The organism is Pseudoalteromonas sp. 120-MNA-CIBAN-0494, assembly GCF_040308885.1.
GTDB lineage: Bacteria > Pseudomonadota > Gammaproteobacteria > Enterobacterales > Alteromonadaceae > Pseudoalteromonas > Pseudoalteromonas nigrifaciens.
This window is the reverse complement of sequence record NZ_JBEOOE010000002.1, coordinates 187566-212129: the sequence shown is the minus strand read 5'-3', so window position 1 is coordinate 212129 and position 24564 is coordinate 187566. Positions and strand designations below refer to the sequence as shown.

Below are 24564 nucleotides of genomic sequence, written 5' to 3'. Positions count from 1 at the left end.
AGCACTTAGTTAGTTTGGTATAGCATACTCATCATAAAAAGTAAGGAAAGTGCTATGGAAAATGCTTCGAACCTTAAAAGTAAAATGTATGTGCTAGATACCAATGTATTGCTTCACGAACCCCTCGCGTATTTATCGTTTCAAGAGCACCATGTAGTTATTCCGATGACAGTGTTAGAGGAGCTTGATCATATAAAAGATAGAAAACACGATGTAAGCCGTGATGCTCGCGTGGCTATTCGTGGTTTAGATGAAATATTAAAAAATGCCACACCAGAGCAAATGCTCCAAGGCGTAGCCCTTCCTAGCAATAAAAAAGCGAAAACAGCATCAAACGGCACCTTAATTATTGTAAACGATCATTTATTTGCCGACTCTATTTCTGGCCTGCCAGGCAATGAAAACGATCATCGCATTATTAACTGTGCAGTGCATTTACAAAAGCAGCACACAAATAGCAAAGTAATATTAGTCACTAAAGATATAAATATGCGCTTAAAAGCCAAAGGTGCAGGGCTTAATTATGTTGAGGATTACCGCACCGATCAGCTTATAGACGACATTAGCTTACTAACCAGCGGCTACAAAAAAATAGCCGGAGACTTTTGGCAGCATGTTGGCCAATGTAATACTGAGCAATATGGCCGTGAGACCTTGCATCATTTGGCTAAAAACTTAATCCCTGATGTATTTTATAATGAGTATTTAATTGATGAGGGGGATCAGTTTGCAGCGCGAGTTAAATCGTACGATGAGGAGCATATAACCTTAAAAGATATAGGTTATGAGCGATTAATGAACCAAGGTGCATGGGGTATTAAACCAAAAAATATTTACCAAGGTATGGCACTCGATGCTTTATTAGATACCAGCATAGAACTGGTTATTTTAACCGGCCCTGCAGGGTGTGGTAAAACTTTATTGGCGCTTGCTAGTGCACTAGAAATGGTGATCGAAAAAGGCATTTACGACAAAGTAATAGTAACGCGTAATACGCCAGAAATAGCCGAGTCAATTGGCTTTTTACCCGGCACTGAGGAAGAAAAAATGGCGCCATGGCTAGCGGCCATTACCGACACCCTAGAGGTATTACATAAGGGCGACGAAAATCCAATTTCAAGCCGTAATTATATTATGGAAAAAGCCAATATTCAGTTTAAGTCGGTAAATTTTATGCGTGGTCGCAGTATTCAAAATGCAGTAGTTATTTTAGATGAAAGCCAAAACTTAACGGCGGCACAATTAAAAACCATTATTACCCGTTGCGGCGAAGGTACTAAGCTAATTTGTACCGGTAACTTGGCACAAATAGACAGTAACTACTTAACACCGGTTACTTCGGGCTTAACTTATATTGTGGAGCGCTTTAAAAACTTTGAAGGTAGCGCAACAATAAACCTCAATGGTGTGGTACGTAGTCGCCTAGCTTCATTCGCTGAAGAAAACTTATAACTTGCGCTTAACATTATGGCTCGCTAGTCTATTAGCTGATTATTGAGCCATAAAACAGGCAAACAGTTGAAGTTTTTACCCTTAAAAGATTATTACCGCTCTTTAGTTGTGGCTTTGGCCGTGCCTTTGTTTGTGGCTTTATTATTATGTTTGCACCTTTACAATATTAAGGTTGAACGTGCGATAGAAAAGCGCCATGGCGATTTTGCTAATGTATCGGCGCAAATTGAACATACTATGGCTGGGGTAAATAATTTATTTACCGCTATGTTTAATTTGTATCACCAACCTAAGCCGCATTTAGCAGATAGCACAATGCCATTGCACGTTAATCAGTATGATGACTATTACTATCGTTATTTAAGTAATTTAAATGGCGAAATAGTAGGTGCTGGCGAATTTTCTCAATCGCAAAGTGCCTTATTACGCTGGCAAAAAGTCGTTATGTTAGCCCCTTCATTTAACACCACGTTAGCGCTAATACAGTCATTAAGTGCAGTTGCTTATGTTGATGAGCAAGGTTTTGCTTACGTTGCCAGGCGAGATCGTAGCCAAAGTGCCTTTTTAACTGATATTTTAAAAGGCAAATTTAAACCACCACTTTTAACCGAGCAACTCAGCTCTAGCCAAATTATTAAGGTTGCTAATAAAGCCTACTTTGCCATTGGCCGACAACAAGATATTAACTCCCAAGATTACATAGTTCTTATTTATGACTTACAAGCTATTTCTAATTGGCTAAAAAAAGTATCGCCGCAGCAAGGCGAATATATATTTATGAATCAGTATCATGAGGTTATTGCCAGCTCACAAAAGTTGATAAACAAAGCTGTTAAGTTAAATCAATATTGGCCGGCAGTATTAATAGAGCACAATAATACTAAGGAAATTAAAGGTAATCAGTTTTTAATGCAGCCAATTGGTAACTACCCTATACATGCTGCCTACCATGAGCCAATAGAGCAGTTATCTGCGCCGATTATTTACGAAACAGCGATAGAATTTATATTTTTAACCGTGTTTTTAAGCATTATGTTTAGCGTGTTTTTTTGGTTGAGCCAGCGTATTTTTATCAAGCCGATGACCTTTTTAATGCGTTATCTAGAGCATAACGACACTGTAACTGGCGAGCAGTTAAACTATAAAATTCCTTTAAATTGGCAGCCATGGTTTTTAAAGGTAAAAGCTATATTTGCTAAAAATACTCAGCTGGTCGAATCCCTACAGAACGTTAATAAAGATTTAGATAAAAAATTGCAGCTACAGTCTGAAAAACTAACCAGCAGCTACGAAGCCAAAGAGCGTCATTTAGCTTTACTTAATACTGTACTTAATAACGTTCCTGACTTTATTTATTTTAAAAGTATTGATGGCTTATTTTTAGGTTGTAATAAAGCTTTTGAAACATTTATTGGTAAAAAGCAAGCTGAGCTAGTTGGTAAATTAATAGAAAATGAGAGCAGCGATAGTAAAAAAATTAGTAAGCTAGAGCAACAAGTACTACACAATCGCACGCAAATTCAACAACGTATTGATAGCGCAGAACGCTCTTACTTATTAACCATAGCGCCATTTTATAATGAACAGCAACAACTGTTAGGCGTTATGGGGATTGGCCGCGACATAACCGAGCAACAGCAAACCCTACATGCATTAAAAGAATCAGAAACTAAATTTAGAAGTGCGATAGAGTTTGCGGCTAATGGAGTGGTGTTACTTTCGCTTGATCATACTATTTTACAAGCGAATAAAGCGGCTAGAGAGCTATCTTCTGAACAAAATTTATTGGCGGGAGCGCCTTTAAATCGGGTGTTTAGTAACCCCCAATGGCAAGAAATTAAAGCCACGTTAGCGCAATTACTAAATAATAAAAAACGGGTATACCATTTAACTTTAGCGCACGGCGAACTGGCAGATTGGTTACAGCTGAGCGTGTCGTTAGTGTGGAATGAAAATGCCGAGCCGCTGTATTATGTTATTCATATTCAAGATATAAGTATATTAACCAAAGCAAAACATGATGCAGAGCGCGCCACATTAGCAAAAAGTCGATTTATTGCTAATTTAAGTCATGAGATCCGCACACCGCTAAATGCGGTATTTGGTTTACTTGATATGCTTATTGAGCAAGGACTTACGCCAAAACAATTAGAGCAAACCGCGCAAGCTAAGCACGCAGCACACAGCTTGTTGTTAATGCTTAACAGAATGCTGGATTTTGCACGGGTAGAAAGTGTGGCAGCGCAGTTAAAACTCGCGCCATTTAGCATTGTTGAGTTGGTTGATATTTGTGAAAGTTTAACGGCACCTTTATGTGAAAACAAAGGGATTGAATTAATTATTGATATTGATCCCTTAATTGCCCCCAACCTTATATGCGACAGCATTCGCTTACAGCAAGTATTAGGTAACTTATTAACTAATGCCGTTAAATTTACTAAAACCGGTAGTATTACCCTTAAAATGGATTTATTACCAAGCGATACCTCAGAGCAACAACATATTTGCTTTAAGGTAATAGATACCGGAGTTGGCATAGATAAAGCCGATCAAAGGCGCTTATTCGATGCCTTTACCCAAGGGGATGAGTCATCTACGCGAACTCATCATGGCGTGGGCTTAGGGCTGGCTATTGTAAAGTCGGCAGTGCTGTTAATGGGTGGCGAAATAGCGCTAAATAGTGAAAAAGGCGAAGGGTGTGAGTTTTACTTTAGTGTTTTATTAGATGTTGTACCTGCTTGTAAGCAGCTACCTGATAATACATTAGTTATTTTATCAGCGCATAGTCACGAATTAACTCAGGTTATAAATGCATTTCCTACGCTAACTTATACTAATTTAGAGCAATTATTAAAATCTCCTCGGGAGCATTTAAAAGCCAAGCAATTAATTATAGGTGCAGCAGATTTACCTGCTTTATTAGCGGTAGCTGTAATTAAAGATATTTTATTTGCAAAAGCAATTACGCTTATTGTTGTAAGTAATCAACCAAGGTTAAATTTGCCGATCAGCATGGGTTTAACTGTACAGCATATTAAAACGTCAGCGCTTGCACAGCGATTGTTTAATTTAAATTTAGAGTCAGCTTTAAAAATAACGAATACAACGAAATTAAACCCAAGTGTGTCGGGTCTGTTAGTGTTAGCGATTGACGATAATCAATTAAACTTAGAAATAATTAGCAGCGTGTTACGCCAAGCAAAAATTAATGTGGTTACAGCCACTAGTGCCATTGATGGTATGGCATTATTACCGAATTTAATGCCAGACTTAATTTTAATGGATGTGCAAATGCCTCATTTAGATGGTTGCCAAGCAACAACTTTAATTAGGCAGCAGTATAGTGCAGAGCAATTACCTATTTTTGCACTAACCGCTCATTGTGAGCCTGCAGATATTGAACGCTCTTTAGCGTGTGGCATGAATAAGCATTTAACTAAACCTGTGGTTGCAGAAGTGCTTATAGGTGCAATAACCGATTTAGCACCTTATAAGCCGAGCTTTTTTGAGTACTCATTTGCTTTAACTCAGTTTAGTTTAAACGAAACACTGCTTAACACTATGATCGGTAAATTTGCTAGTGTGTGCAAAAATCAATTAGCGCAGCTCAAAATAAGTAATAATAAAGATGACTTAATTCGTATAGCGCATAGTATTAAAGGCGTAGCGGGTAATTTAGGCTTTAGTCGGCTGTCGCAATGCGCACAGCAAACTGAAAAAGATCTTAAAACAACCGATAAAGCTGTTGAAATAACAACGAAAGAGCTTATTATGCAGTTAGAACAGGTGGTTGTTTTTATAAACGTTTTAGGGGCAATGGATGTCAAAAAAAGCTAAAGTATTAATTGTTGATGATGATGCTCTTAATCGAATTGTACTCGAAAAAACACTTAGCGATGAGCATGAGGTGTTTTTAGTTAAAAGTGGTGACGAAGCGCTTACTTTTATAAAAACAACACAAGTTGATTTAATTATACTCGATATTGTTATGCCAGGAATGAATGGCTACGAAGTACTGGTTAAATTAAAAGAAGATTCAGCAACGCAAATGATCCCGGTTATTTTTATATCGGCAAATAGCAGCCATGATGACGAGTCTAAAGGTTTAGAACTAGGTGCAATGGATTATATAACTAAGCCATTTTGTTCATCAATTGTGCGCGTAAGAGTACGTAATCAACTGCTTATTAAGCAAAAAAATGATTTGCTTGAAATGTTAGCTTCGATTGATGGCCTAACCGAAATACCCAATAGACGCAACCTAGACGAAAACCTATCTCGTGAATGGCGTAAAAGTAAGCGCAACAACACACCACTTTCAGTGCTACTTATGGATATAGATCACTTTAAGCGTTACAACGATACTTATGGGCACCGAGCTGGCGATGACTGCTTAAAAGCGGTGGCTCAAGCACTTGCGGCACAATGTGAGCGTGGCAGTGACTTTATTGCACGCTATGGCGGAGAAGAGTTTGCAGCCGTTTTACCCGGTGTAGATAAAGCTGAAGCGACAGGCTTTGCAAATAAGCTACGTAATGCTGTTAATGCATTAAATATAGCGCATAAAGCATCGCTTAATGCTGAGCATGTAACTATTAGTATTGGTGTAGCTAGTACTGAAAACGCAAGTATTGAAACTGAGCAGGCACTTTTAGAAGAAGCTGATTTAGGTTTATATGCAGCGAAAGAGGGTGGCCGTAATCAAGTTGTTGCCCGCTAATTAAACTTTTATTTGTAAAGTAAACGCCAACGTTATTGGCGTTTAATAGTTAATTTTCGGATGAACACGTTTTAAAAAGTGTAGCGCTTTTTAGAGCTACACAGCTGGGCATTACAGCAGGGCACTACAGCAAGGTATTACACTAAGCGATTACGTGATTGCTGCTGCGTAAACGCCACAATATTTAAACTTACCTCATTTACCAAACGTACAATTGACTCTGTGCTTGCCCAAGCAATATGTGGCGTAAGCAGTAAGTTATTGCCTTTATAATTAGCCAGTGGGTTAGTTAGTTCAGCGGGCTCTTTAGTCAGCACATCAACCCCGGCACCTGCAATTAAGTTTTGCTCAAGAGCGGTTGCTAAGTCTGCTTCGTTAATAATGCCGCCACGTGCAGTATTAATGATAATGCTACTTGGCTTCATCATTTTAAGCTCATTGAGTGTAATTAGATCGCGAGTTTCATCGGTTAATGGGCAGTGCACACTAATTATATCGGCGGTTTTAATTGCTTGTTCAAAAGGGATACGACCTTCACGGCACTGTGTCCCTTTGCGCTCGGCAGTAATTACATTTGCGCCAAAAGCGCTAGCAACCGTTGCAACCGCGCTACCAAGTGTTCCACCACCAATAATAGCGAATGTTTTGTCTTGTAAATCGTTAAAGCTATAATCTAGGCGGCAAAACATTTCACTTTTTTGCCATGCACCTTGTTGGCAGTCCGCTTGGTAGCGATGTGTATTACCTAATAAATTAGTGATTAAAGAAAAGGTATGTTGTACTACAGAGGGGGTTGAATAGCCGGCAACGTTAGTTACTGCAATACCAAGCTCTTTAGCTGCTACTAAATCTACATTATTAGTACCAGTGGCACTAACACAAATTAGCTTTAGTGATTTTAATTGGCTCATAGTTTCACGGTTTACAACTGCTTTGTTGGTAATTAAAACGTCAGCATTTTTACTATGAGCAACAACTTGCTCCGCACTTGTTAATTCATGAACGGTAAGCTCACCTAATTGAGCAATACAATCAAGTGATGTTTTAGCAAGAGTCGCATTATCGAGAATAGTAATTTTCATATTTTTTCCTAAAATTAAACCCCATTTAAGAGAGTTATTTGCAATGCTTGCATTGCTTGATTTGAGGTTGGAAATATTTGCAGTACTAATGAAAGCAAATACAGCGCAGCATACGTATGCAAGATTAATACACTAAAGTACTATAAAGCATACACTTTGTTAATTTTAAAGTCGTAAAAACGTAGGCCAACTTAAATGTGGTCTGCCCACTAGGTTAGTTGTTACATGCTACCCTTTACGGCTATTTTGTTGTACTGCCGTCGCCATGCAGCTTTAGTAAAGCTATTTGCTTTAACTAATATTCACTATAAATAACAACAGGGCAATGTAAGTTGCATCAAGTGTGCAAACTTATAAACTTGCCGACTAAACTATAACTCTATTTGAACTAGGTAAATCGAACTTTAGTATTGCTAGTTTCGTATTTTTGATTGAGTTATAATCAAAATTAGACACGACGGTGCGCTTTGGCGTGCCGTTTTTAACTTTGTAGATGCGCTAAATGATTGAATTAGAAGATAAGTACGCTGACATAAGACCTTACAATGATGATGAAGTTGCCACTTCGCTGAAGCGTTTAATTGACGATAATGCATTTATTGATGTAATTGCAAAGTACAATTTACCACGCATTTTATCGGCAATTCCATTTGTTGCACGACCATTAATTAGACAGCAACTACGTAAAAAATGGGGCCAAATTAATAGCGTTGAAGATGTACAAAATGAAGTTGCAAAGTATTTAAATAAGTTAGTAAAACGCACTACGTCAGAAGTCACTTTTTCAGGGTTGGATAAACTAGACCCTAATCAGGCCTATTTATTTATATCGAATCATCGTGACATTGTGCTCGATCCGGCTTTAGTAAATTGGGGATTGTTTCAACATAAAATGAAAACAGTGCGCATTGCAATAGGAGATAATTTATTGCAAAGACCCTATATCACTGAGCTTATGCGATTAAATAAAAGCTTTATAGTAAAGCGATCTGCAAAAGCCCCTAAAGAAATGCTTAAAGCATTAACGCAGTTATCTTCCTATATTTATGACTCACTAACAGCAGGAAACTCTATTTGGATAGCGCAAAAAGAAGGGCGAGCAAAAGACGGTGTAGATCAAACCGATCCGGCACTACTAAAAATGCTACAACTAAATGGGCGTAAGCAAAAAAAAGAATTTGGCGATTATATTAAAGAGCTAAAAATAGTGCCGGTATCAATATCGTATCAATACGAACCCTGCGCAATTGCTAAAGCAAAAGAGCTTTATCATAAACAACACCATGGTCAATATGTAAAATCTGTAGGTGAAGACATAGCCAGTATTGTTGAAGGTTTTAGCTCATCTAAAGGACATATTCATTTAGCTTTTGGACAGCCGATAGAGTCACATTGCGACAGCGCAGATGAGCTGGCTAAAACAATAGATAAACAAATAATAGATTCATTTTATTTGCACCCAGGTAACTTTATAGCAGGCGGCTGTACAGAAGCAGTCATTAATAAAGCCGACGCTGCAAAGTTTGCAAAACGTATGGATAAAGTGCCCGAAGAGCTTAAACCTTTGGTATTAGCTATGTATGCAAAGCCATATCATCGTAAAGCAGAAGTAAATATTAAAAGTTGTGAGCATTAAAAGCTAAAGCTGCTTTTTGTTACGGCACTTTAGCTAAAGCGAAGTAAATTTGTATTACAGCTTCAGCGCATGTTGGGCTGTGGTTTATGCCCCGGCTGATACCTACATTTTATCTGGTTAAGAGATTTACTAAACGTCCAGAGCTAATTACTCACAAAGCTGCTCTTTGAGTAAATAACGCTATACTTAACCTGTATCTTTATAAGTGTGGGGAGGGGCAATGCAACAAATTGAAATATTTGATATTCCAAGCCCTTGCAAGAGTATTTGTTTGGTTAATAATAGGGGATATTGTAAAGGTTGTTATCGTAGCCGCGATGAGCGTTTTTTATGGAATTCGTTAACCAACGCACAAAAGAAAAAAGTATTAAATTTGTGCCAGCAGCGCTACAAGCGTTTTATACAAAAAAACTAGACGTTACTGCCGCTAGCGAATTAATTAATCAGCAAGGTTTTGACTTTTAGTTAGGGGGCGTGCCCTTTGTTGATTAAATTCGTAATTATCTGAGCCAATAAGCTATTAAATCCCCAAACATAATATAGCATTTAGCTGACTAAGCTTGTTGGCCTAGATGCTTTATTAAAGCAGCATTCATAACTATTTATAAGTATAATAAAACATCTTTAGTAAGTAATAGGAGTTACTGTGAGTTTTAATTTATGTAATTTACCTCGTGAACAAAAGTATCAAATTCAGTTAGATTATGAGGCTTCTTTTTGGGCGTATCAAATTAAGCGCGGGAAAAAAACACGTGAGCAAATATATAACACCCTCCATAGTCGCCCTATTGCAGAGCAAGCTTCTTTAAAGCAACAATTTGAAAGGTATTTAGCGCTAATGTTAGGCTAATGTTGTGCTTACTTGAGCAGCTCGAGTTGATTTAAAACCTCTTTAGTTTATAGGATTTATACATTCATCTCTAAAAGTAGACCTGATTTATACCGCATTATTGGTTTTAACTCGATATTAACATATAATCATTCCTTAGTAGTGCTTTTGGTGTGTACCAATATCGTATATCGTCGCAGTCAAATACCTATCAAAAGCAACATAATAAGTGGGATCAAGAATGGGTAAAGCTATTAACAGAACAATAAGTTGCTTGCTCGCACTTATGCTAATAATGAGCAGCCAAATAAACGCACAAGTGAAGCGTTTATCTCCTAGTGAGGGGCTATCTCAAAGCTATGTTAATACTATGCTTATTGATAATAACGGTTACTTATGGCTGGCAACAGAAGGTGGCCTTAACCGTTATGATGGCTACCAAGTAATGCCAATTAACGGGCCTAATGGTGAGCTTGAAGAAGCTATTATTGACCGCATATATCAAGACACCCAAGGGCATATTTGGATTGCCTCACTGCTGGCAGGGCTATTTCGCTATGATCCAGCTACCGATTCTTATAAACAGTTTTTAGAAAAGCCGCTAAGCGAAGAGCAGATAATTAATCAATCTGTTTTTAGCATGTTAGCAATAGATGATAAAACCCTCTGGATTGGCCGAGGCCGTGACTTTGCAAAGCTTGATATTGAAAGTGGTGAAATAACCACTATTTTTGAGCTTCCGAGTAAATACAAAAGTACCCTAGTTAGAAAGTTATTTTATTATAATGGCTATATATTTATTGGTACGAGTCATGGTGCTTATGTGTTTGATATTGCCAGTGAAAAAGTGCGGCCATTAGAGCATTTACGCGCAGAGGCTGAGCATATTTACCAAAATAATGTGAAGTCATTTGCTATTGCTAACAATAATCAGCTATTAGTGGGCGCTGTTAAAGGGTTGTACCAAGTTGATATTAGCAATTTATCGAGCATGTTTGAGCGCCCCGATGTGGCATTTAACAATAGTGTATTGCTTGATAATTTAAACATTTGGCAAATTACAAATGACCATGAAAAAATTGATTTAGCCACTGATAAAGGGTTGTTCAAGTTTAATTTAAAAACGGGGGAAATAATAAAAAACACCCGCATTAACCAAAGTAAATATACCCTAGCCGATACGAGTATTATTGATATGGTTAAAGATAATTCTGGTGGAACATGGGTGGCCACTAAAACAGATGGGGCGTTTTATTTAGCCAATAATAACTATCAGTTTACCAATGTTGAGGGCAGCATGCTTGGCGGTGACGGCTTATCGCATCATTCTATTTGGGGTATTACTGAGTATAAAGACAAGCTATGGCTAGCTACGCATAATGGTTTAACTGAAGTTGATTTAAAAACAAATATAGGCAAAACGTATTTACAAGATTTTAAAGTTGATTTGCTAACCACTGAATTTACTATTTATAAAATAATGCCTTATAAAAATAAATTATGGCTGCACTCCAACAGAGGTTTATTTATTTTTGACCCTGTTAGCCTGCAATTAACTGAGCCGCAAACACAAAATCCGAGCAACCAAAAGCTGATCGCCGGCTGGGTTCATGGTGTTACTTTAATGCCCGATGGTAACTTGTACTATGTGCACTCAGATCATGGCATGCTTATGTATAATATTAATACCCAGCAACTAACCCAGTTAGAGGGCGAGTTTACTCAGTTTGACCCTTTTTTAGCGCATGGGTTTTTACCACCATTATCGACACAACCAGATAAACCTTTATTTTTTAGTGGTGGGATTTTATATCAAGTTAATCCTCACAGTTTAACTCTAAAAATAATATATAAGGTTCCTAAACAACATGAAAATGTTGCCATAAATGTGCTGTCGTATGAAGTTGATCGTAATAATATTTTATGGCTCTCGTTATCCAACTTTGGCCTGATTGGCATTGATGCCTTAACGTATGAACTTGTTCATACTATTGATTTAGACAAAAACAAATTGGGTACCTTATTGTACGATATGGTGCTTGATGACGATGGCATGATTTGGATGAGTAGTCATAAAGGCATTTGGCGTTTAAACCCGACTACACTGCATTTTCAGCAATTTACTACGTCAGAAGGGCTGCTCTCTGCAGAATTTAACAGCGGCGCTATGGCACATTTAAAAGATGGGCGTATTGCTTATGGTAGCCTAAAAGGCTTTACCTATTTTCACCCAATGAACAATCAAAACACCAAAGCGTTAATTGATCACGTTAATATTACTCGGATCAATTTAATGTCGCGAAACTTGTCGCTTAATTTACAGCAACCACTTGAAGAAATAACATTAAATCATGACGATATAGGTTTAGAAATAGCTTTTTCGGCAATGTCGTTTAGTTTTCAAGAGCGGATTATTTATGAGTATCAGCTCGATAACGGGCAAAAAAGTTATACCCGTAACAACAGAGTGTTATTTCCAAAATTAAATCCGGGTAACTACCAATTAAAAGTGTGGGCTAAAGACCCATTAACCGGCGAATATACGTCGCCCGCTAGTTTAAAAATAAAAGTGAAATACCCACTATGGCGTGCCCCTTATTTTGTGGTGCTATATGCATTATTGTTAATTGCTTTAGTGGTTGCTTGGGTAATGCGCCGCAATAAAATACAGCGTATTTTATTGGCAGCTCACAAAGAAAGTAAAGAAAGCGAAGCGCGTTTAAAACTGGCACTAGAGGGCAGTGAATCCGGGGTTTGGGACTGGCAGTCAAGCAGCCTTAGTATTTATCAACCGCGGTTAATAAATGAATTAGGCTACAGCGTTGAATGCGTAAATTTAGATGACTATTTAGTAAAAATACACCCACAAGACAGACCTTTATTTAGATTGGAGTGGTTAGAGTTTTTATCTACAGATAAAGGATCTTTTAATTGTACCTACAGGCTTAGGCATGCAAAAGGGCATTGGCGCTGGTACAAAGATTTTGGCAAAGTAGTAGAGTGGCATAATAAATTACCGCAAAAAGTGGCCGGAACTTACACCAATATGACCCGTGAAATGGTGTTTGAAGAGCATGCTCGCTTATTCGCAGCAGCCTTTGAGCAAACTCGCGATTGGGTATTTATACTCGATAAAAACTTTAATATACGCGCCTCTAATAAATCCTTGCAAACTGCGTTTAACTTCCCAGCTGAGCCGCGCTCTAGTCGAGTACTTAATTTAGGAATTTCGCGCAGCAGCCGCTTTGATTACTTGCGCATTATGCAAAAGCTCAATGTAGGGGAGCACTTTTCTTGCGAAGACACAGTAACATTGGTTAATAACGAGCAACGCCACGTGCTTGTTAAAATAAGTGCAGTTGCCGATAACGAACACAGACTAACCAGTTACGTTGTTATTTTAACCGATATTAATGCACAAAAATTAGCAGAAAATGAGCTGCATATACTCGCCAACTACGATCAGCTAACTAGCCTGCCAAATAGGGCATTATTTAATGACCGTGTAATACATGCCATTGATCAAGCACAGCGCCATAACAGTAAGGTTGCTTTGCTGCATATTAATATTAAACGCTTTAAACACTTTAATGATTCGTTAGGGCGAGAAGTTGCCGATGAATTGATTAAAACAGTGGCAGAGCGATTAAAAAGTACCTTACGCCCCAGCGATAGCGTAGCTCGATTTGGTGGTGATGAATTTGTTGTGTTGGTGGAAGATATACAGCAAATAGAAGAGGTATTGCTCGTTTGCACTAAATTAATGGGCTGTGTTAATAAAAATATTGCCCTTAATGGTCAAATAATTAATATTAATTTAAGCATTGGTGTTGCCACATATCCAGGTGATGCGCAGCAATATAAAGATCTATTAAAAGCTGCCAATATTGCTTTATACCACGCTAAAGATAATTTAGAAGGGAGCTATAAGTTTTATAAGCAAGAGATGAATCAACGGGTGCAAAAAGCACTGCACCTAGAATCGCAGTTAACTAAAGCGCATCAAGAGCATGAATTTTGTAATTATTATCAACCTATTATAAGTGCTAATAGCCAAAAAACCGAAGGCTTTGAAGTATTGCTACGCTGGCCAAAAAATCAATTAGTGAACACTCAAGAGTTTTCGTTAGCGGCAGAGAGTATTGGTTTAATTACAAAAATAATGCTGCAAACATTGGGCCGTGCTTTAGAAGAGTTAGTGGCTTGGCGCAAAATTGCTCCCGAGTTATATTTGTCGATTAACTTATCGGCACTCGATTTTGAATTTGAACACTTGGTGCCTGAAATTAAAAAGGCATTAATTAAAGCAGCTATCCCTTCTAAGGCGATTGTATTTGAAATAACAGAATCAATATTAATGCGCGATTCAAAGCAGGCCTTATCGAGTATGGATATGTTAAAACAACTAGGTTGTAGGCTTTATATGGATGACTTTGGTACAGGTTACGCATCGTTAACTTATTTGAAGCGCTTTCCTATTGATGTATTAAAAATTGACCGTAGTTTTGTACAAGATATAGGGGTTGATTCTAATGATGAGGCAATTATTCAATCTACGCTTACTTTAGCCCACAGCTTAAATAAAGAATGTGTGGCAGAAGGCATTGAAAGTACCCATCAATTAGTATTTTTAAAAGCACTTGGTTGCGACTATTTTCAAGGTTATTTATTTAGTAAACCTGTGCCCACAAATGCTGTTATTCCTTTAATTACTCGCGATTGGAGCGACGTGTTTAAGCAAGATTAAAGGAAAGCCCTTAGTGTGCAGTTGCCAGCTAAAAGCTGACAACTACTTTTAACCTATTTATGGGCGCTTGCCACAGTTTCTACAAAACATGTGTTCGCTGCGCTCGTTAAGCTGAACTTTTATGGCTTTATTGGCCTCTAGTTTACTCAGCCCTAGTTTGTAACGCAGATCTTCAAGGTGACTGAGGTGCTCCTCGCTGAGAGTGCCGTTAGTGATCTGTTCATGTACTGCATTTTCGAATACTTGACGGCGTTTGCGTACTTGCTCAGAAAAGCTCGATGCAAGTAAACCGGTAGGCACTGCAACCATTCCCATACTCACTAGGGTTATTACCCCACCAAATAGTTTACCAATAGGTGTTATGGGCACTACGTCGCCGTAACCTACGGTAGTTAGCGTTGCCATAGCCCACCACATTGCCGCAGGGATAGAGCCAAATTTATCGGGCTGTATATCGTGTTCAAGCAAGTAAATACCACAAGAGGCTAAAATAAGCACCACGGCCATAATAAAAAATGCCGCTAAAAGTGTACTGCCTTCATCAATAAAGGCTTGTAACAGCAACTGCATAGCACGCGAATAACGGGTTAACTTAAATACTCGCAGTAACCTTAAAACTCGTAAAAAGCGCAAATCTAGCATAAAGAAAAACATCAATAAGCTAGGTAATATAGCAATTAAATCAATTAATGCTAAAGGCGAAAAAATATAGTGCAAGCGTCGTTTGGTATTTGAGCCCTCAATAGCTGCATATTTAACTCTGTCTACACAGGTCCAAAGCCGTATTATGTATTCAATAGAAAATATAGTTATGGAAACAATTTCTAATAAGAAAAATTCTTCATGGTACTGCTTAGCAATACTCGATACAGACTCAAGTACAATGGCAACTACGTTGACCATTATGAGACAAACCAGCATTACATCAAGTATGTGCCCCGCGCGCTGATACTCTCCAGAGGCTTCAAAAGTGTGCGCAATTTTTTGTCTAAGTTTTCGTATATAGTTCATTTATAGTTTAAGTACCATATTTATACTGCCTTCTTCAAAGTCGCGGCTTATTTTAAAGCCCAATTTACGCGCAAGCTCAATCATGCCGGTATTCTCTGGTAAAGTAATCCCTTCAATAGATTTAACTCCTTGGCGCTTACAGTGCTCAATTGCGGCTGTCATTAATATACGACCTAGGCCAAGGCCTTGGCAGTCTGAGCGCACTACAACGGCAAATTCGGCCTGTAAATTATCAGGATCCATAATAACGCGCGATACGCCAAGAGTGCGAGGCTGCCCTTGATATGTTTGAGATACAATAAAGGCCATTTCACGGTCGTAATCTATTTGCGTCATTTTAGCGAGTTGGTCGTGATTAAACTGCCTTAACTCCCCAAAAAATCGTTTATAGCGATCCTCTTTAGTTAAAGACTGATCGAACTGCTGATGTGCTTGCTCATCTTCTGGTTTAATTGGGCGCAGCGTCGCTTGGGTATTATTTTTTAACGTTACGGCCTCTACCAATTCAATCGGGTAGGGGCGAATAGATAAACGTTTACGATGCGTTTGCACTCGATAGCGGTTAATGGTCATGGTGGCGTCCAGCACTAAAAATTGCCCATTACTGGCTAATATAGGGTTGAGCTCTAAGGAACTAATGTCGGGCTGATCAATTACTAACTGCGAGATGCGAGTAAGCAGTGCGCAGAGCCGGTATTTATCTACTTTTTCAGGTAGAATACGATCCTTTAGTACGCCTTTATCGTGCGCCGCGGCAATTAAGTATTTTGCTAGGTTCATATTTAGCGGGGGCAAAGCTACTGCTGCTTGTGCGTATTCAAGGCCGGTGCCTGCTTCTCCTAGTAAAATAACGGGACCAAAATTAGGCTCTGTTTTTATTGCTATTCGCAGCTCGTTGGCTCCGGCACGCGGCGCCATTTTTTGTAGCGAAAAACCATCAATAATGGCATCGGGATAAGTGTTCTTTATTCTTAATAACATCGAAAAAGCAGTTTGCTCTACTTCTTGAGCGTCATTTAAGTTAAGCACTACGCCACCCACTTCAGATTTTGAAGGAATGCTTGGGCTAATTAATTTTAGCGCCACCGGAAACCCTAACTCAATGGCTTGCTCTTTTGCTTCTGTTGGCGTGTAAGCCACTTCGGTTTGAATACACTCAATACCGTAATGACTTAAAATTTGGCTCGCTTGATGGGTCGGTAAATAACTTTGTCCTTCTTCTAAAAATTCATTTACTAAGGCTTTAGCTGCCGACTTATTAATTTTTGTATCTACGGTATTCGACTCAGGTGTTTGGGTTAAATGCTTTTGATTGCGTCGATAACTAACTAAGTGCATAAAGGCCCCAACAGCGCCCTCGGGAGTACGATAAGTTGGGATCGCGTTATTAGCGCAAACACGCCTAGCAGCATAGGCGGCATCTTCACCGGTAAAGTTAGTAATAACATACGGGCGCGCCATTTTTGGGAGTGCTTGTAAGGTTTTAACAATAATATTTGCATAGTCTTCGCTAGGTGCTAGCGCAGATGGAGTGTGAATAATCAGTAAGTTTTTTACTTCAGGAGCTTTAAGTAGAATTTCTAACGCCTGCTTATAGCGGCTCGGGGCTGAGTCACCAAAAATATCCACCGGGTTTGAGGCCTTCTCTGAGCGAGGAATTACTTTATTGAGTGCATCACATGTCTCTTCACTCAATTGCGTTAATTTACCTGAACTTTGTATTAGCTCATCTACTGCCATTACGCCAGGGCCGCCACCATTGGTTAAAATAGTGAGCTGCTCTACTTTTAATAATTTTGGGTGCATGGCTAATGTTTGCGTTGCAGCAAATAGCTCGCGTAAATCGTTTACTCTTAACATACCCGCGCGCTGAAATAGAGCATCGTATACCGCATCTGAGCTATGCGCTATTCCCGATTGAGCTTCAGCGGCAATAGCGCCCGCATGGGTCCTGCCCGTTTTAATTACAATTACGGGTTTGCTAAAAGCAGCCGCTCGAGCGGCTGAAATAAAGCTGCGACTGTCCTCAATGTTATCTATGTAGAGCAAAATAGCCGTAGTTTTAGCATCGCGACCTAAAAAGTCGAGCAATTCAGTAAATTTAATATCCAGACAATCGCCCATTGACACAAAGTAAGAAAAGCCAATTTCTTTATTTTTTGCCCAATCTAAAATGGTTGAGCACACTGCCGCCGATTGTGAAACGAAAGCGAGTTTGCCAGGGCTCGCTACGGTATGTGAAAAGCTGGCATTTAGGCCAATATGAGGAATTAATAACCCTAAAGAATTTGGGCCCAACAGCGTAACTTGATGGCTACGTGCGCACTCTTTTAAAGTTTGTTTTTGTGCGTTACTTAAGCCGTCAGCAATGATGATGGCATTATGACAGCCCAGTTTTCCAAGTTGCTCAATAATAAGATCTAAAGTGTTTTTATTAGTACAAATAACCGCGAGATCAGGTACTTTTGGCAAAGCATCAATACTAGGGTATGCCAGTACACCATGCACCGCAGTGTGGTTTGGCGTTACTGGCATAATTGGCCCTTTAAAACCACTTTGCAATAAGTTGCGCATAACTACATAACCAGCGCGGGTTGGCGTGTTAGATGCACCAATAACGGCTACCGAGCTTGGGTTAAAAAACTGACTGATCCGCTTGAGACTCATGGCTTTTCCTATGCTGATTAATCTTTGCTATCTATTATTTCACAATGTACTCTGTTTATATTATATTTTCGAGCGTTTAGGGTTGTTTTAGGCGCTTAACAAGGGAGTTTTAATGAATAAAGTATCTAACTTTAATATTGTTATTGCGGCTATTTGTTTAAGTATAGGCCTAATTAGCTTAGGATTTATTTTAAAAGGTGCTGCGCTTGATATCAAAGGTATGGAACGTACCGTACAAGTAAAAGGATTGGCTGAGCAAGAAGTGCTGGCCGATACTGTGATCTGGCCACTGCAATTTAGTGATGCCGACAATAACTTAGAAGCGTTAGTGAGTAGAGTTGAGGGCAAAAACGATGCAGTAATTGCATTTTTAAAGTTACACGGCTTTGATGATGAAGAAATTAGCACTGGCAGCCAATCAATTATAGATAAACAAGCTCGCGAATACGGCAGCGAAAATCAACAATTTAGATATATAGTGCGCTCTAATATTATTGTTTATTCAAATGCGCCCGACAAAGTAAAAAATGCCCTGAGCAAGGTAAGTCAGCTGGCTAAGCAAAATATTGCCATAGTGCAAGATAACTACGAAACCCGTGTGGAGTATATGTTCACTGGTTTAAACGACATTAAACCAGCAATGGTACAAGAGGCCACCGAAAAAGCCCGTGAAGTTGCGACTAAATTTGCCAAAGACTCAAATTCAAAATTAGGTAAAATAAAAACGGCTCGCCAAGGGCAATTTAGCATTAGTGATCGTGACTCTAATACGCCGCAAATCAAAAATATTCGCGTGGTTACGAGTGTTGAATATTATCTTTCTGACTAAGTAAATTAATCACTTGAGTTATTGAGCGCTGTAAATAGGCAGCGCTTAATAAAAGCGTGGTTTCGTTTACCGTATTGCTTTGTAATACATTTAATAATTGCTGTTTTGCTTGTGCATTTTGCTTTTGCTCCATTTCCATTAATGCGAGTAGCGCCGAGAACTCATGCTTTATTGGCGTAGTCGGTTTATTTGCATAAGCAATATAACAGGCAACTGGCGTTAACCCTTGCAGGTTAGGCTGTGCCAGCGCTTTTAGTAAGTCATCGTTAGATTCAAATAACATTAACGAACGTACATAGTTAAACGGTAAATTATCTGCATCAGGGTGTTTAAATACAGTATGCAACACAGTGTTACCGGCCTCATTTTGCGCCAAAAAACCCTTGTTAACTTTAAGCGCAGGTGTAAAAAAGCTTAATGCGTCTAGGGTGCTTAGTTGGCTAATAAACGATGTTGGTAAAGGGTTACTGGTTAAAATACGGATTGCCACATTTTGCATAAAGTTATATTTAACACTCATTCGCTGCGCGCTTTGATACAAGTGCATTAATTGGCTTGCTTGCTGAGCAGGGGTTAACTGCTTAAAGTCGTTATCAAGCTCGTCGAGTTGATACTTAGCAAGGCGTGCGTTAAGTAATTGTATGCATAATTCCATGGCTTATCTCCTTAGTTTATTATTACCTAGCCTGAACACTGGTTAAGAGATTTACTAATGTATTGAATCATAGTTATATTTAATTTTATTATCCGGAGCTCAGGTTACCTACTCTAGCTTAAACAATTGGCTTATAAAACAAAAAAAGGCCGCATAAGCGACCTTCTATATTGTTACTGAGTTATTACAAGTTAAGCTTGTTTACTTGCTATCCACTGATTAACAAAGTTTTCTAGTACGTTAAGTGGTACAGGGCCATTTTTAAGCACTACGTCGTGGAACTGGCGAATATCAAACTTATCACCTAGTTGCTGCTTTGCATTTTCACGTAGTTCTAAAATCTTCAGCATGCCCACTTTATAAGCAGTTGCTTGCGATGGCATTACAATGTGACGCTCAACCATTTTAACCCCGTCAGAGGTCGCATTAGGTGTGTTATTTACGTAGTAATCAATACCTTGTTGGCGGTTCCACTGCATAGCGTGAATACCTGTATCAACCACTAAACGTGCTGCGCGCCATAATTCCATCGAAAGGCGACCAAAGTCAGAATATGGGTCTTCGTATAAGCCCATTTCTTTTGGTACTAGCTCAGAGTATAAACCCCAACCTTCAATATAAGCAGTGTAGCCACCAAATTTACGAAACTTAGGCACGCCTTCTAGCTCTTGCGAAATTGCAATTTGCATATGATGCCCCGGAATGCCTTCATGATAGGCTAGTGCTTCCATTTGGTAAGTGGGCATAGCTTCCATGTCGTAAAGGTTGGCGTAGTAAACACCTGGACGAGAGCCATCTGGTGCAGGTTGTTGATAAAACGCTTTGCCAGCTGCTTTTTCACGAAATGCTTCAACGCGTTTTACAATCATATCGGCTTTTGGTTTTACAATAAATAACTCATCAAGACGCGACTTCATATTATTAATTAGGTCGGTTGCTTGGCTAATATATTGCTCTTTAGCTGCATCAGTATTTGGTAAATAAAACTGCTTGTCGGTTTTCATAAACTGCATGAAAGCGGCTAAATCGCCTTTAAAACCTACTTTATCTTTAATGGCGCGCATTTCGTCATGAATACGAGCTACTTCAGCAAGGCCAATAGCGTGTATTTCTTTTGCTGTTAGGTCTGTGGTGGTGGTGCGCTTTAACGCATTGTTATAAAACGCTTCGCCATCAGGAAATTTCCATGCACCGTCGCGGTTATCTGCGCGCTTTTCAAGTTGGGCTATATAATTAATCAGTTTAGAGTAAGCAGGTTTAACCGCCGACTTTAAAGCATCTACTGCATCAGCTGTTAAGCTGTCTTTTTCGCTTTGATTGATTTCTAGTTTATTAACTTTGCGTTTAAAGTCGCTAAGCAATGTAGAGTCGTCGCCTTGCTCAAATGGAGCGCCTTTTATAATATTTTTACTTGAGTCGATAACATGCGGGAATACAAACTTAGGGGCAATAATGCCTTTTTCAGCACGTACTTCTAAATCAGTAATTAACTGATCAAATACTGCTGGCACACCGTTTAAGCGAGATATATACGCTTTAGCGTCTTTTACATCACTTACTTGATGCTGGTTAATTAAAAATGCCGCGATCATAGAGTGAGTGCCGTACATTTGGTTTACCGGGTAACTGTGGTAACGCCATTTGAAGTCAGCAATTGAGTTTTCAAGATCTTGCTTTTTTAAGTCGTAACTTACTTTAGTTGCATCATCAAGCTGAGCACGATTAATGCTATTAAGCGTTACTAAATCAGCTTTGGTTTGTGCAAAATCTTTTAATTTTTTAGCTTCGCTACCATCGTCCCACTTGTCGTAATCTTGCTTAATACCCATGTAAGTTTGATACACAGGGCTGCTCATTACGTCACGAGTAAAGGTATCTTCAAAAAATGTATTTGCTTTGTTTATTTCGCTTTGTACTGGTTGTGCCTGTACCGCAGGTACTGCTGTTACTTGTTGTGTAGCTTGCTGGCAACCCGCAAGTAGTGCAACGCTTACTGCAGCTGCAATAAAAGTAAATTTACGCATTATTTATCCTCTTGATGTTAGAAATTTATTATTATAATTTTGTAGAGCCTAGAGCCTAGAGCCTAGAGCCTAGAGCCTAGAGCCTAGAGCCTAGAGCCTAGAGCCTAGAGCCTAGAGCCTAGAACCTAGAGTTAAACAAATAACTCTAGCAGATCATTTAAAAAGCGCTGACCTTTCAGTGTTACTTGCCAATGGCTATCGGTTTGTATTAATAAGCCCGTTTTAATTGCCTGTTGTAGCGCGTGTTGTTGGCTTTGTAATGGCTGCTGTGTAAGCGCATTAAAGTCGTTAATAGGGCAAGGCTCTACTAGACGAAAGCGATTCATAAAAAACTCAAATGCTAAATCGTCTTGTTCAACCTGCCAGCTTTTAAACAAGTAAGGTTTGATCAGATCCATGTAACCACGCGGGTGCTTAACTTTTTCGGTGCGGGTTATTATGCCTGTATTTGCATCAGTTACCTTACCATGCGCGCCACAACCAATACCGATATAATCGCCAAAACGCCAATAATTTAAGTTGTGTTGGCATTGATAGCCGGGCTTTGCATAGCCTGATATTTCGTATTGCAGGTAACCTGCTTGGGCAAGTAACTCTTGGCCTTGCTCTTGAATGTCCCATAGGGTTTCGTCTTGTGGCAGGGTAGGCGGCTTAGAAGCAAATTGTGTATTGGGCTCAATAGTAAGCTGATACCAAGAAATATGCGGCGGGTTAAAGGCAATGATTTGCTTTAAATCACCCAGTGCATCATCGAGAGTTTGCCCAGGTAAGCCATGCATTAAATCAAGATTAAAGCTATTTAACCCCGCTTCTTTAGCTTGCTCTGCGGCGTAGTTTGCCTCGTCGCTGCCATGAATACGGCCAAGCGCTTTAAGCTTGTCGTTTTGCATGCTTTGCACACCAATAGAAATGCGGTTAATACCTGCTTTTACATAATCTTTAAAGCGGCCAGTTTCAACGGTGCCTGGGTTTGCTTCAAGGGTTATTTCGCAGTTATCTTCAAGCCCAATAAGGCTTTTAACCTCACTAAGTAGGCGTGTGTAAGCTGCGCCAGTTAATAAGCTAGGTGTGCCACCACCAATAAAAATACTATGAATTTTACGCCCTTGCACCAAATGCAGGTCGGCTTTTAAATCATCAATTAAATGCTGCACATATTCAGCTTCAGGAATTTCACCTTTTTGTCCGTGGCTATTAAAGTCGCAATATGGGCATTTTTGCACGCACCAAGGTACGTGCACATATAAGCTTAGTGGTGGTAGGTTCACAGGCCGCCTTTTAGCTTAAGTTGCTGTAGTAAATTTTGTAATGCTTGACCGCGATGGCTAATGGCATTTTTTTGCTCTTTTGTAAGCTCGGCACTGGTGCAATTAAGCGTTGGTACAAAAAATACCGGGTCGTAACCAAAGCCGCCTTCGCCATTTTGGGTTAGGGTTATTTCACCTTCCCAACTGGCACTACAAATAAGCGGAGTTGGGTCATTAGCGTGGCGCATTAATACCAGTACACACCAAAAGCGTGCGGTTCTAATTGGGTTATTACCCAGCTCAAGTAGTAGCTTATCTATGTTATCTTGATCGGTTGCACCTGCACCGGCAAAGCGCGCCGAGTACACACCTGGCGCACCATTTAAACCATCTACTTCTAATCCCGAGTCATCAGCAATAGCAGGCATACCGGTAATTAGGGCAGCATGGCGGGCTTTAATAATGGCATTTTCTACAAAAGTGGTACCGGTTTCGGCCACCTCACCTACGTTAAAGTCGCTTTGCGGCACAACATTAATATTGAGTGGGCTGAGCATGTTTGCAAGTTCATTTACTTTGCCAGGGTTGCCTGTGGCAAGTACTAAAGTTTTTATCATAAGTTATTTAATCTACGTAAAATTTTTGCTGAAACTGTAATTTTTGAAATTGTGAGTCTTGCTGTATTTCAATCTCAAAACGTAAAACTTCTTCGTTAGTGTAGTTAACTTGAGCAAGGTAATAAATTGCATCGCCTTCAATTACTTCTTTAAAGTTAAGCGTTTGTTTATTGCCTAGTAGATTTTTAGCTGTGCCTTTTAGCACGGCCTTTTGCGCCGTGTTATTGGTATCATTAGCTAATATAGATATATTAACAATCCCTTTGTAGCCGCTACGCTCAAGGCGATAAGCTTGGGCTATTTTAGGTTGCACAAAGGTTGAAGGAAAAGCGATGTAATGTACTTGCCATTGACCTAACTCTTTGTACTGCGCGCCGGAAACTTGCTCACTGTGGGCATTAAAGGTAAAAGCTAAACAGGTAATAAAAAACAATTTAATTAACCGTTGCATAATTAACTCCTAAAACATAAAAAAGAGGTCTTGTGACCTCTTTAGCTAAAATAAGCGCTTAAACTAACAGATCCATAAGCAGCATTTGTAAAAACTGAATACCAATAATAAGCACTAAAACCGATAAATCTAAGCCACCTAGCGATGGTAGAATTTTACGAATAGGTTTTAACATAGGTTCAGTCAGCTGGTGGAATACCGCTTCTATTGGGTTGTAGCCTTGGCTAACCCAGCTTAGAATAGCGCGAATAATAAGTACCCAAAAAACTAAGTTTAAACCTTCTTTTAGTACGGTGATTAATGCTTGAATAAGTACTGGTTGTATAGCCCATGACTTATAAATAAGCCACATAAGCACACTTATTTTGGCTGCGGCAACAAAAAATGCCAGCAATAGCGAGGCTAAATCAAGGCCTCCAAACCCAGGAATAACTTTACGCAGTGGCTTTACTGCGAAAGAGGTGGCTTTAACCACAAATTGGCTCATTGGGTTGTAAAAGTCGGCTTTTGCCCACTGTAGCCAAAAACGCAGTAATACCACCATTAAAAATAGATCAAACAGGGTGCTGATTAAAAATTGCATGGCATTCATAATTT

The 24564-nt window shown here is 39.2% G+C and carries 16 protein-coding genes and 1 pseudogene; 8 read left to right on the top strand and 9 right to left on the bottom strand.

All coding sequences use genetic code 11. The annotated features are described in order from the left end of the window. Positions 1-54 precede the first annotated feature (54 nt). The 3 genes from AAEY55_RS02695 (at position 55) to AAEY55_RS02685 (ending at position 6172) form a co-directional block, all read left to right on the top strand. Complete coding sequence (locus AAEY55_RS02695) at positions 55-1452, top strand: PhoH family protein (protein ID WP_192531887.1); 1398 nt, start codon at positions 55-57, stop codon at positions 1450-1452. Between the two features lie 66 nt (positions 1453-1518). Further along, positions 1519-5289, top strand: a complete 3771-nt coding sequence (locus AAEY55_RS02690; RefSeq protein WP_197181808.1) for a PAS domain-containing hybrid sensor histidine kinase/response regulator — start codon at positions 1519-1521, stop codon at positions 5287-5289. Beyond that, entirely contained in the window at positions 5273-6172 is a 900-nt protein-coding gene (locus AAEY55_RS02685; protein WP_011329268.1) for a diguanylate cyclase, read from the top strand. Before AAEY55_RS02690 ends, AAEY55_RS02685 begins: the two co-directional genes overlap by 17 nt. Positions 6173-6309: 137 nt before the next feature. On the opposite strand, the gene AAEY55_RS02680 is transcribed toward AAEY55_RS02685, so the two are convergent. Then, on the bottom strand, positions 6310-7254 hold the full coding sequence (locus tag AAEY55_RS02680) for a D-2-hydroxyacid dehydrogenase (protein WP_182683903.1): 945 nt from the start codon (positions 7252-7254) through the stop codon (positions 6310-6312). 502 nt (positions 7255-7756) lie between these two features. Between AAEY55_RS02680 and AAEY55_RS02675 the strand changes: the two genes are divergently transcribed. The 4 genes and pseudogenes from AAEY55_RS02675 (at position 7757) to AAEY55_RS02660 (ending at position 14466) form a co-directional block, all read left to right on the top strand. Beyond that, positions 7757-8890 (top strand): 1-acyl-sn-glycerol-3-phosphate acyltransferase, encoded by a 1134-nt coding sequence (locus tag AAEY55_RS02675; protein ID WP_011329266.1) that lies wholly within the window; start codon positions 7757-7759, stop codon positions 8888-8890. A gap of 220 nt (positions 8891-9110) precedes the next feature. Then, positions 9111-9355 (top strand): annotated as a pseudogene (locus AAEY55_RS02670) (DUF1289 domain-containing protein). Between the two features lie 181 nt (positions 9356-9536). Further along, positions 9537-9740: a DUF3283 family protein gene (locus AAEY55_RS02665; RefSeq protein ID WP_011329264.1), complete on the top strand. Its 204-nt coding sequence runs from the start codon at positions 9537-9539 to the stop codon at positions 9738-9740. Positions 9741-9960: 220 nt separating this feature from the next. Beyond that, on the top strand, positions 9961-14466 hold the full coding sequence (locus AAEY55_RS02660) for an EAL domain-containing protein (RefSeq protein ID WP_197181805.1): 4506 nt from the start codon (positions 9961-9963) through the stop codon (positions 14464-14466). A gap of 57 nt (positions 14467-14523) precedes the next feature. On the opposite strand, the gene AAEY55_RS02655 is transcribed toward AAEY55_RS02660, so the two are convergent. Next, positions 14524-15477: an ion transporter gene (locus AAEY55_RS02655; RefSeq protein WP_011329262.1), complete on the bottom strand. Its 954-nt coding sequence runs from the start codon at positions 15475-15477 to the stop codon at positions 14524-14526. Continuing rightward, positions 15478-18144, bottom strand: coding sequence for a bifunctional acetate--CoA ligase family protein/GNAT family N-acetyltransferase (locus AAEY55_RS02650; protein ID WP_011329261.1), 2667 nt, complete (start codon positions 18142-18144; stop codon positions 15478-15480). 112 nt (positions 18145-18256) lie between these two features. Between AAEY55_RS02650 and AAEY55_RS02645 the strand changes: the two genes are divergently transcribed. Then, entirely contained in the window at positions 18257-18973 is a 717-nt protein-coding gene (locus tag AAEY55_RS02645; RefSeq protein ID WP_011329260.1) for an SIMPL domain-containing protein, read from the top strand. On the opposite strand, the gene AAEY55_RS02640 is transcribed toward AAEY55_RS02645, so the two are convergent. The 6 genes from AAEY55_RS02640 to AAEY55_RS02615 all read right to left on the bottom strand — a co-directional run bounded on the left by AAEY55_RS02640 (position 18942) and on the right by AAEY55_RS02615 (position 24559). After that, on the bottom strand, positions 18942-19628 hold the full coding sequence (locus tag AAEY55_RS02640; protein WP_192531892.1) for a hypothetical protein: 687 nt from the start codon (positions 19626-19628) through the stop codon (positions 18942-18944). The genes AAEY55_RS02645 and AAEY55_RS02640 overlap by 32 nt on opposite strands. Before the next feature lie 191 nt (positions 19629-19819). Next, complete coding sequence (locus tag AAEY55_RS02635) at positions 19820-21652, bottom strand: DUF885 family protein (protein WP_197181804.1); 1833 nt, start codon at positions 21650-21652, stop codon at positions 19820-19822. 131 nt (positions 21653-21783) lie between these two features. Then, positions 21784-22920, bottom strand: coding sequence for a radical SAM family heme chaperone HemW (hemW, locus tag AAEY55_RS02630; RefSeq protein WP_197181803.1), 1137 nt, complete (start codon positions 22918-22920; stop codon positions 21784-21786). Further along, a complete protein-coding gene (gene rdgB / locus AAEY55_RS02625; protein ID WP_041454577.1) occupies positions 22917-23516 on the bottom strand; it encodes an RdgB/HAM1 family non-canonical purine NTP pyrophosphatase in 600 nt (199 codons plus the stop codon). Before rdgB ends, hemW begins: the two co-directional genes overlap by 4 nt. A 7-nt stretch (positions 23517-23523) precedes the next feature. Then, on the bottom strand, positions 23524-23967 hold the full coding sequence (locus tag AAEY55_RS02620; protein ID WP_197181802.1) for a DUF4426 domain-containing protein: 444 nt from the start codon (positions 23965-23967) through the stop codon (positions 23524-23526). A gap of 58 nt (positions 23968-24025) precedes the next feature. Continuing rightward, a complete protein-coding gene (locus AAEY55_RS02615) occupies positions 24026-24559 on the bottom strand; it encodes a YggT family protein (RefSeq protein WP_089368759.1) in 534 nt (177 codons plus the stop codon). Between the last annotated feature and the right edge of the window lie 5 nt (positions 24560-24564).

Excerpts from the sequence above, each read along its gene's own strand:
- AAEY55_RS02695 (WP_192531887.1), top strand. The coding sequence starts at position 55 with ATGGAAAATGCTTCGAACCTTAAAAGTAAAATGTATGTGCTAGATACC.
- AAEY55_RS02685 (WP_011329268.1), top strand. The coding sequence starts at position 5,273 with ATGTCAAAAAAAGCTAAAGTATTAATTGTTGATGATGATGCTCTTAAT.
- AAEY55_RS02680 (WP_182683903.1), bottom strand. The coding sequence starts at position 7,254 with ATGAAAATTACTATTCTCGATAATGCGACTCTTGCTAAAACATCACTT.
- AAEY55_RS02675 (WP_011329266.1), top strand. The coding sequence starts at position 7,757 with ATGATTGAATTAGAAGATAAGTACGCTGACATAAGACCTTACAATGAT.
- AAEY55_RS02660 (WP_197181805.1), top strand. The coding sequence starts at position 9,961 with ATGGGTAAAGCTATTAACAGAACAATAAGTTGCTTGCTCGCACTTATG.
- AAEY55_RS02655 (WP_011329262.1), bottom strand. The coding sequence starts at position 15,477 with ATGAACTATATACGAAAACTTAGACAAAAAATTGCGCACACTTTTGAA.
- AAEY55_RS02650 (WP_011329261.1), bottom strand. The coding sequence starts at position 18,144 with ATGAGTCTCAAGCGGATCAGTCAGTTTTTTAACCCAAGCTCGGTAGCC.
- AAEY55_RS02645 (WP_011329260.1), top strand. The coding sequence starts at position 18,257 with ATGAATAAAGTATCTAACTTTAATATTGTTATTGCGGCTATTTGTTTA.
- AAEY55_RS02640 (WP_192531892.1), bottom strand. The coding sequence starts at position 19,628 with ATGGAATTATGCATACAATTACTTAACGCACGCCTTGCTAAGTATCAA.
- AAEY55_RS02635 (WP_197181804.1), bottom strand. The coding sequence starts at position 21,652 with ATGCGTAAATTTACTTTTATTGCAGCTGCAGTAAGCGTTGCACTACTT.
- rdgB (WP_041454577.1), bottom strand. The coding sequence starts at position 23,516 with ATGATAAAAACTTTAGTACTTGCCACAGGCAACCCTGGCAAAGTAAAT.
- AAEY55_RS02620 (WP_197181802.1), bottom strand. The coding sequence starts at position 23,967 with ATGCAACGGTTAATTAAATTGTTTTTTATTACCTGTTTAGCTTTTACC.
- AAEY55_RS02615 (WP_089368759.1), bottom strand. The coding sequence starts at position 24,559 with ATGAATGCCATGCAATTTTTAATCAGCACCCTGTTTGATCTATTTTTA.